Genomic DNA, 6,915 nt, shown 5'->3' with positions numbered 1-6,915 from the left:
GCGATGGAACCCCAGTGGAGGGTCAGGCTGCCGTCCCAGGTGAACAGGGACACCGCGCACACGGAAAAGGCCGCCGCCGCGATGAGCCCCACCGAGGCCGGGCGCAGGGCATAAAACAGCCCCTGGATCTTGGGGTTTTTCCACAAGGTACTCAGCAGCTGGGACACCAGGAGGATAATCACCACCGCCGGTGTCACCAGCCCCAGCACCGCCACAATCCCACCGGGGACCCCGGCGGTGGCGTAGCCCACATAGGTGGCCATATTCACCCCAATGGGGCCGGGGGTGGCTTCGGAGACGGCGATCATGTTGGCCAGGTCTGCGGCGGAAAACCAGCCCGTCCGGGCGGAGAGGTCAAAGAGGAAGGGCACCGTGGCCATCCCCCCGCCCATGGAGAACAGGCCCACCAGGAGGAAGGACCAGTAGAGTTCCAAGAAAATCATGTACGCCCCTCCTTCCGCAGGCGCTGGAGCCCCAGGCCAAAGGCCCCGGCAGCCAGCACCAGCAGGGCGGGGGAGATGCCCACAAAGGCGGCCAGGAGAAAGACGGTCAGAAATACCAGGAAGGTGGGCAGGTCCAGGACGGCCTTGCTGTAGAGCCGTATGGTGCTGTTGATAATCAGGGCGCAGACGCAGGCCCGCACACCGGCCAGGGCGTGCTGCACCCAGGGGTTTTCCGCAAAGGTCCAGAAGAATGCGGCAATCACCAGCACAATCACCAACGGAGGGGCCAGGATGCCCAGGGTGGCTGCCAGGGCACCGGGGATGCCCTTGGCGCGGTAGCCGCAGAAGGTGGCGGTGTTTACGGAGATCACCCCCGGCGTACACTGGGCCACGGCGTTTAGGTCCAAGAGTTCCTCCTCTGTGAGCCACCCTTTCTTTTCCACCAGCTCCCGCTGGAAGAAGGGGAGCATGGCATAGCCGCCGCCAAAGCAGCTGGCGCTGATCCGGGCGAAGGAGAGGAAGAGGTCTTTGTTTTTGGTCATGGGTCCCTCCTTGCCCCTTAGGAGCAGAGGTCAATGATGACTTGGGTGAATATCTTGGCGGCGGTGAGCAGGTCGGCCACGTTCACCCGTTCGTCGGGGCCGTGGAGGTTGGACACGAAGCCCGGCATACTGGCCCCAAAGGCCACCCCGCCGGGGATGTCGTGGACGTAGGTGCCGCCGCCGATGGCGATGCACTGGCTCTTTCTGCCGCTGTATTGCTCATAGCATTTGGCCAGGATGCCCAGGAAGGGGGTGTCGGCGCTGACGTGGTGGGGGGATTCCAGCGCCCCCTTGATGGTAAAGCCTGCCTGGGTCATGGCGGCTTCCGTGACCTGGCAGATGGTCGCCGCTGTCCCGCACAGAGGGGTACGGCTGTCAAACCGGGCCTCAAAACCGGTTTCGTTGAGGTTCAGCAGGGTGAAGGCCAGGCTCAGGTGGCCGGAGAGTTCATCCCGCTGGGCAATGCCCAGGGCCTGGCCGGTGAAGTCCCCGTGGGGGAACAGCCGGTTTAAGTTGTGGATGGCCTGGGTGGAGGGGCAGGGGGCCAGGGGCAGGGCACACAGAAGGGTGAGCAGGGCGGTCTGGGCATTGTGGCCCTCCTCCGGGGTGGAGCCGTGGGCGTTCTGCCCGGCACAGTGGATGTGCAGGGCCCCGTTTTGAGGGGTGAGGGTGAAGCGGATCTCTGGTTCGAGCCCCAGGCCGTCAATGGCCTGCTGGACAGCGGCCTCCTCCAAGCCCAGGAGGGTGGCCCGGGCCATGGGGGGCACCATGTTCAGCCGGGGGCCCCCAGTGATGGAGGTCACCCGGGGGAGGGCCTCCTCTATCGGCCAGGCGGCGGAGAAGGTGGGCTGGTAGTGGCCCTTCTCAATGTTGATGATGGGGAAGTCCGCGTCGGGGGAGATGGTGTAGGGGGCGTAGGGGTGGCGGTCATAGTACCAGCGGATGTCCCGGAAGCCCGTCTCCTCGTCGGTGCCCAGGATCAGGCGTACCCCCTGTTTTAAGGGGACCTCCAAGTCCTTCACGGCCTTCATGGCCATGAGGGCCGCCACCAGGGGGCCCTTGTCGTCGTCGGTGCCCCGGCCGTAGAGAAGGCCGTCCACCAGCTTGGGGGTGAAGGCGTCGGTGACGGTCCAGCCCTCCCCGGCGGGGACCACGTCTAGGTGGCCCAGGATGTGCAGGGCGATGTCCGGGCCCCCCAGGTCCACGGTGCCCACATAGCCTTCCAGGTTTTTGCCCGGCAGGCCCCACTGGCGGGACAGGTCCAAAAATTCCTCTAAGGCAGCGGCGGGGCCAGGGCCAAAGGGCTGACCAGGCTGGGTGTCCCCCAGGGTGCTGTCGATGCGCACCAGGCGGGACACAGCCTCTACCAACTGCCCCTCCCGACCGGAAAAATACTGCTCAATGCGTGCTTGATCCACTCAGTTTTCCTCCTTTTGCTCTTTGGCGGCCACCTCGTCCAGGTATTTGTACACGGTGTAGCGGGAGACCCCCAGGTGGTTGGCCACATAGGGCACCGCCCGGCGGTAGGAAAAGGCATCCATACTCTTGAGCTGCTCAATCACCCGCAGGCGGTCGGCCTTGTTCATCTCCCGGATGGGCTTGCCCACCCGGAGGATGGCGGCGTCGAAGAGCTCCCCGATGCCTGCGTCCCGGCTGCGGTAGAGGGCGCTGTGGAAGTCTACCTCTGTGTGCATCAGGTCCAGGAGCACCCGGTTGGCATAGGTCAGGGGGGTGAAGTCGTAGTTGATGCCCAGGCCCAGGTGGTAGTCCTCCCCCTTGATGGAGAAGGTGGAGCTTTTGGTCTGCTGCCCGCTGGGGGTCACGGCCAGGAGATTGATCACGTCGGAGTCCAGATACAGGTCCTGTTCCACGCCGGTGACGTCCAGGGTGGAGCCCACCTCCCGCCCGGAGACGTGGCCGTTGTAGATGGCCAGGATGGGATGGAGGGGGTCGGCCAGGTCGTTGATGACGGTCTCGCAGTTGGTGCCGAACATCTCGGCGATCCCCCGGGCCAGACGGTCCAGCATTTCAAATGCTTCTTGCCGGGTCATTGTAATCACCTCTATATAGTGTGTAGATTGGGTGGATCCTATGTTGATGATCCGTTGGTTTTTACAAAATAACTGCCCCTCCGGGAAGGAAGGGGCAGTTTGGAGGGGTTGCGGTTATGAGGGCAGGAGGCAGAGTACCAGGGTGAGCACCATAAAGGCAATGGCCACCCACTTGGTCCAACGGGCCAGTTTGGCGTCTGCGGATTTTGCCTTGTTCTTGGACAGGAAGGACTCGCTGGCCCCGGCGATGGCGCCCAGGCCGGAGTGCTTTCCGGACTGCCCCAGAACGAATAAGATGAGCAAGGCCCCCATCAGGACCTGGATGACAGAGACGATTGTTGTTGCCATACTGCTTGATTCCTTTCCTTTGGACTTCTGAATAGAATGATACCCTGTATACTAGCACGTTTTATGGGATTTTGCAAGTGTTTTTCGTATGGGTTAGGATTTCATTTGGGGCGGCTTTTGCTTGGGCTTTGCCCAAACCCACCAAAAGGCGCTGCCTCTGGACTCCGCCACCGTTTGGAAAAGGTGGACGAAAACGCCGCTATGGTTACCACATTGTCAGGAGCATCTTTGCCACCTCGGCCCGGCTCACTGCCGCGGTGGGACGTAATTGGCCGTTGGAGCCGGAGACGACGTTTTGTCCCACCAGGGAGGCCACATAGTTTTTGGCCCAGGCGGGGACGGACCCGGCATCGGAGAAGCCGCTCAGGTTGGCCTGGGGATAGCCCTTGACCTGCATCCGTCCCAGGATGGTCATGGCCTCCGCCCTGGTGATGGACGCGCTGGCGTTGGCGTTGAGCTGGCCGCCGCTGCCGCTGCCCTGCATGATGCCCAGGGCGTGGAGGGCCTTGATGGCGTCCAGGTTCCAGGGGGGGATTGCCGCGGTGTCGGCGTAGGGGAGGGACACATCCTGGTAGTCCGCCAGGGGGATGCCCAGCCACCGGGCGGACATCAGGGCGAAGTCCCCCCGGGTGATGGACTGGCCGGGGAGGAACTTGGCTACGCCGTTTTCCGTCACCCCGGTGATGATGCCCAGCTCACTGAGGCGGGTGGTGAAGGGAGCGGCCCAGTGGCCGTCCATGTCGGCGAAGGGATTGGCGGCAGCGGAACCGGAGGTGGTGACATATCCCCGGCCCAGGTTCCCGCTGGGGTCTGCGGCGGTGACAGAGACCTGGTGGAGGCTGTTGTCCAACTCCGGCAGGGTGGCGTGGAGGGTTGCGCTGGGGGCGTCCCAGGTGAAGGGGACGGACTTGCCGTCCAGCTGCAGGACCATGCGGTCCTGGGAGAGGACGCCTCTGGCGTCGTCAGTGATAGTCGCGGAGACGGTGTTGCCGTTGACCGTCAGGTTCACCGTGGGGGCGGTGGTGTCCGGGGTGGTTTGGTTGGCCAGGAGAAGCTGGTCCAGGTAGAGGGTGCCGGTGGAGGCCGCAGCACCTTCAAGCTCTAATCCGTCCAGCCGCAGGCCGGTGAAGGAGGCGGCTCCGGCGGGAACAGGGGCGGTGAGCCGCTTCCAGCCAGAGAAGTTTAACGTCCCAAAGGATTGGATCAGCTCCGGGGCATCGGTGTCACCGCCTATGTCGAAGGTAGCGGAGAGGGTGCCGCCGGAGTTGTCCCCATAGACCCAGAGGGAGACATATTTCTCAGAGGGAGAGAGGGGGTGGCTGGCGGACAACTGGGTGTGCGGGCCGTTGTAATCCACTTGCAGGCTCTGCTTGCCCAGGGCTACATGGTTGGAGCTGTCGCTCAAGGACAGCTTGGCCTCGGCGGGAGTAAAATATGTGTCGTCCTCAAAGTCCGCCAGGCGGGTGTAGGCGCCGGGGGCGTTGACGGAGACGTTCAGGGTGACGCTGCGCTCCCCGGCGGAGACCTGGATTTGTCCACTGGCGGGATCGTTCCCGGCGGTAAAGACGCCGTTGGCGTCGATGCTGCCCAGGGCGGGGTCAACGGTCCAGGTAAAGCAGTTGTCCTGGCAGGTAAGGGGGAGGGTACGGTAGGTGGCGGAGGCGTCTAGGTCCACCTGCTGCCCTGGGGTGAGGGAGAGGGAGGAGACGTCTTTGCCGCCGCTGGTGACGCGGATGGTGTCCGGGGTGGAATAGACCTGGACGGCGGTGCTGCCGCTGACGGCTTCCACCGAGGCAGTGACGGTATAGACCCCGCTTTCCATGGGGGCGGTGAACACGCCGCCGGGGCTGACGCTGCCGGCGGAGGCGGACCAGGTCAGCGCCCCGGGGAGCTGTGCCATGGGATACCAGCCGGTGTCCATGGTGGAGGCCGTACACTGGGTGCTGGCCCCGGCTAGGAGGGTGAGGCTAGAGGGGGTGACGTACAGGGAGCCGGGGATTCCGGTGGAGGACAGGTTGGACACCAGGAACACCGCGTTGGAGACGGAGCGCTGGCTCCCCCCGGAGGGCTTGTTCACCACGGTGGAGGAGAGGTGGTCGGGATAGGTGGCCACCATGGTGGTGGAGCCGCCCCCGTCCAGGAGCACCGCGTTGGTGCAGCCCAGCTCCAAGAGGCGTTGGCCTACCATTTGAATGGTGGCGCCGACGCTGTGGCCTGCCTGGCGGCCGTCAATGGTGTAGAAAATCACGCTGCCGTCGGCTTTGGTGCCAATGGCGGTGCGGGGGGCGGCGGAGGATGTGTCCAGGCCGCTGTTGAGGGCACCGTCTGTGATGAGGCGGTAGAGGCCGCCCACGGCACAGTCCACATTGTTCCAGCGCTCATCGGGGCTGGTAATGCTGATGTCCACGGTGTCCCCGGGCTTCAGCGCCCGAAGGGCGGCCTGCAGGGAGGCGTCGGCGGAGGAGGAGATGGAGAGGATGAACCGGCCATCGGGGAGAGGGGTGGCCCCTTTGGCCTCAATGACCTGTTCCACAGTGCAGGGAACATTCTTGCCGATGCCCAGCTCCCCAGAGGGGACTAGAACCACGTCCACGCCTGCCAGGGTGTTCTTGGTGTTGGCGGAGAAGTCTTCGGTGAAGAGGTAGTAGCCCTTGGCGTTGCGGACCTTATTGATGCCGTGGAGGTTGTAATACTGGCCATGGAAGTTGGCGGTGATCCACAGGGAGGGGCTGCCCACGATGGCGGAGCCGTCGGCGTTGAAGCCCACAGCGCTGAGGCTGGCGTCGGAGGAGCGGAGGACCCCATCGGTGACCACCAGACCCAGGGGGTCGCCGGTGGCCATGACATAATAGTCCCCGTTGATGCCGCTGAGGACCCGCTTGCCGTTGCCCTCTAGGTCCTTGGCCACGGAGGAGACGGTTTGGAGAGATACCACCGAGGAACCAAAGCTCACCTTGGGGGAAATGCTGGCGGAGGGGATGTAGGTGATATAGTTTTCTGTACGTAGGTCGGAGCGGGAAGCGCTCCACATGACCTCCCGGGAAAGGGTGGTGTTTTCACAGATATCCAATGTATAGCCGTAAATGCGGTTGCCCAAGGCGTCGGAGGCCAGGGCGGTGGGACAGAGCAGCGCACAGCAGAGTAAGGCTGCGGCGGTGCGTTTTAGAAATGGTTTCATAGGCACTCCTTATTCATATAGTGTAAGTGGTCACTGGCCCTTCGCCCCGAAGGGCGGAAAAGCTGATGCCACTATCTTACCATATAGAGTATAGGAGTGTAAAGGGAAGGAAGGAGATGGTTGGGGGAGGGGAAGAATGTGGAGAAAAGGGGAAAACCAGGGGAAAAAAGAAAAAAGAGCAAAAAGATGAAAAAAGTGCTTGACAAAACGGGGCGGAGGTGGTATTCTATCAAAGCTGTCGCGAGAGACAGACCCGGAGAGCGGGTGAGCGAGAAAAAGAACTTGAAAAAGATGAAAAAAGTTCTTGACAAGCTCCGAAAGCTGTGATATAATAGCTGAGCTGACACGGGCGA

The 6,915-nt window shown here is 63.0% G+C and carries 7 protein-coding genes; 1 reads left to right on the top strand and 6 read right to left on the bottom strand.

All coding sequences use genetic code 11. The annotated features are described in order from the left end of the window. From ACTOZL_RS09820 to ACTOZL_RS09795, 6 genes are all read right to left on the bottom strand, one after another. Window positions 1-443 (bottom strand): chromate transporter (locus ACTOZL_RS09820; RefSeq protein WP_482478202.1); only part of this gene is annotated, 443 nt, incomplete at its 3' end. Further along, window positions 440-985: a chromate transporter gene (locus ACTOZL_RS09815; RefSeq protein ID WP_482478200.1), complete on the bottom strand. Its 546-nt coding sequence runs from the start codon at window positions 983-985 to the stop codon at window positions 440-442. The genes ACTOZL_RS09815 and ACTOZL_RS09820, both read right to left, overlap by 4 nt. A 17-nt stretch (window positions 986-1,002) precedes the next feature. Next, the gene (locus tag ACTOZL_RS09810) at window positions 1,003-2,403 is read right to left on the bottom strand and encodes a Sapep family Mn(2+)-dependent dipeptidase (RefSeq protein ID WP_482478199.1); all 1,401 of its coding nucleotides are present in this window, start codon (window positions 2,401-2,403) and stop codon (window positions 1,003-1,005) included. After that, window positions 2,404-3,036, bottom strand: a complete 633-nt coding sequence (locus ACTOZL_RS09805) for a helix-turn-helix transcriptional regulator (protein WP_482478198.1) — start codon at window positions 3,034-3,036, stop codon at window positions 2,404-2,406. A 114-nt stretch (window positions 3,037-3,150) separates the two neighbouring features. Continuing rightward, window positions 3,151-3,384, bottom strand: a complete 234-nt coding sequence (gene secG, locus ACTOZL_RS09800; protein ID WP_482478197.1) for a preprotein translocase subunit SecG — start codon at window positions 3,382-3,384, stop codon at window positions 3,151-3,153. 205 nt (window positions 3,385-3,589) lie between these two features. Further along, entirely contained in the window at window positions 3,590-6,562 is a 2,973-nt protein-coding gene (locus ACTOZL_RS09795) for a phosphodiester glycosidase family protein (RefSeq protein ID WP_482478196.1), read from the bottom strand. Between the two features lie 138 nt (window positions 6,563-6,700). Between ACTOZL_RS09795 and ACTOZL_RS09790 the strand changes: the two genes are divergently transcribed. After that, window positions 6,701-6,889 carry a hypothetical protein gene (locus ACTOZL_RS09790; RefSeq protein ID WP_482478195.1) on the top strand — a complete coding sequence of 63 codons (189 nt, stop codon included), beginning with the start codon at window positions 6,701-6,703 and terminating at the stop codon, window positions 6,887-6,889. The last annotated feature ends 26 nt before the right edge of the window (window positions 6,890-6,915 follow it).

The sequence above is a fragment of the Evtepia sp. genome (assembly GCF_056797215.1).
Note: the sequence above shows the minus strand (reverse complement) of the source record. Positions and strands in the feature narration are given on the sequence as shown.

Bases quoted from the DNA above. Each gene is read 5' to 3' on its own strand.
- ACTOZL_RS09815 (WP_482478200.1), bottom strand. From the start codon at position 985: ATGACCAAAAACAAAGACCTCTTCCTCTCCTTCGCCCGGATCAGCGCC.
- ACTOZL_RS09805 (WP_482478198.1), bottom strand. From the start codon at position 3,036: ATGACCCGGCAAGAAGCATTTGAAATGCTGGACCGTCTGGCCCGGGGG.
- secG (WP_482478197.1), bottom strand. From the start codon at position 3,384: ATGGCAACAACAATCGTCTCTGTCATCCAGGTCCTGATGGGGGCCTTG.
- ACTOZL_RS09795 (WP_482478196.1), bottom strand. From the start codon at position 6,562: ATGAAACCATTTCTAAAACGCACCGCCGCAGCCTTACTCTGCTGTGCG.